Source organism: Streptomyces sp. NPDC058964, from assembly GCF_042741275.1.
In the GTDB taxonomy this organism is placed as follows: Bacteria; Actinomycetota; Actinomycetes; order Streptomycetales; family Streptomycetaceae; genus Streptomyces.
Genome location: NZ_JBHYKH010000975.1, coordinates 1 through 1,360, shown reverse-complemented (window position 1 = coordinate 1,360; position 1,360 = coordinate 1). Strand labels below are relative to the sequence as shown.

General features: G+C 74.2%; 2 protein-coding genes. One reads left to right on the top strand and one right to left on the bottom strand.

What is annotated here, in order from left to right:
- The first annotated feature begins 17 nt into the window (after nucleotides 1–17).
- Nucleotides 18–464, top strand: a complete 447-nt coding sequence (locus tag ACFW2E_RS46955) for a type II toxin-antitoxin system PemK/MazF family toxin (RefSeq protein ID WP_384478311.1) — start codon at nucleotides 18–20, stop codon at nucleotides 462–464.
- Here the strand turns inward: ACFW2E_RS46955 and ACFW2E_RS46950 are convergent.
- Nucleotides 449–1,261 (bottom strand): TIGR02452 family protein, encoded by an 813-nt coding sequence (locus ACFW2E_RS46950; protein WP_384478314.1) that lies wholly within the window; start codon nucleotides 1,259–1,261, stop codon nucleotides 449–451. The genes ACFW2E_RS46955 and ACFW2E_RS46950 overlap by 16 nt on opposite strands.
- Nucleotides 1,262–1,360 lie beyond the last annotated feature (99 nt).

Sequence of the window (1,360 nt, the reverse complement as noted above, 5' to 3'; positions counted from 1 at the left end):
GCCTCTAAGGTGCCCCCGTGACTGCGTTTACCGAAGAGAACGTCCCGGGCCGCCACGGCCCCACCGCCACCACCGAGGCCGACCCGCGTGAGGTCGGCCGGGTGCGCACCGAATACTCGCCCGCGCACGACGGCGACCCGGACCCCGGTGAGATCGTGTGGACCTGGGTGCCCTTCGAGGAGAACGACGGGCGGGGCAAGGACCGGCCGGTCCTGGTCGTGGCCCGGGAGGCGGCGGGCACGTTCCTCGCCGTTCAGCTCTCCAGCAAGCGGCACGACGGCGACCGGGAGTGGGTGGCGATCGGCAGCGGGCCATGGGACCGGTCGGGGCGCGACTCGTGGGTGGACGTCGACCGGGTGCTGCGACTGCACGAGGAGGGCATGCGCCGGGAGGCGTGCGCGCTGGACCGCGGACGGTTCAACCTGGTCCGGAACCGGCTCCACGAGCGCTACGGCTGGAACTGACGCTCCGGGAAGGCCCCTTGGAAGGCCGCTCGCACCACGGCTCCCGGTGTGCGGTCCAGGATCCCGAACACGATGTGTTCGAAGGTCCCCGCGAACCGCCCGCCGGGGCCGAGCAGCCCGCGGAAGGCGCCGGCGACCTGCGCGGGGTCGTTCTGGAACACCCCGCAGCCCCAGGCGCCCAGCACCAGCCGCCGGTATCCGTGCGCCGCGGCGGTCTCCAGTACCCGCTCGGCCCGCGCCGACAGAGCCTGCGGCAGGTCGGCCGCCCGCTCCGGCGCGGTGCGCAGGACGACTCCGGCGTTCGGGGCCGCGGCGGTGAGGAACGCGGCCGTGTACGGCTCGTCGAGCAGCCGGCCGCGGTCGTCGCGGAACACGGGCACGGCGGGTGAGTGGATGACACGGTGCGTGTAGAACGGGTCGCGGTGGGCGCGGTGGTGGTCGTAGAACTCCCGGGCCCGCAGCAGGCAGGTGTACAGCGCGGAGGCCCGGCACAGGGCCTCCTCCTGGGCCTGGGCACCGTTCAGGTAGCCGCCGCCGGGGTTACGGGCGGAAGCGAAGTTCAGGACGGCGGCCGGTCCCTGGAGGCGGCGGGCGGCCTCCAGGCTGCTCTCGCCGGTGACCTCGAAGACCGTGCCGACCGCAGGGGCCGGGGAGACCTGAATCGGGTCGGGGCCGTACATCCGTGTGCCGGCCCGCGCGGCCTCGACGGCCGCCGCGATGGACACCTCGTGTCCGCCGGGCGCGCGGTATGTGCCCGCCGCCGTGATCCGTTCCGTTTCCTGTGCGATTCCGCGCAGGCGGGGGGGGGGCGGGGGGTCCCCGCCGCCGGGCGGGGGGTCACAACGGGGGAGGCTGCGCCCGCGGGCGTCGAGCTGATAAATATAGGAGTGTCTATC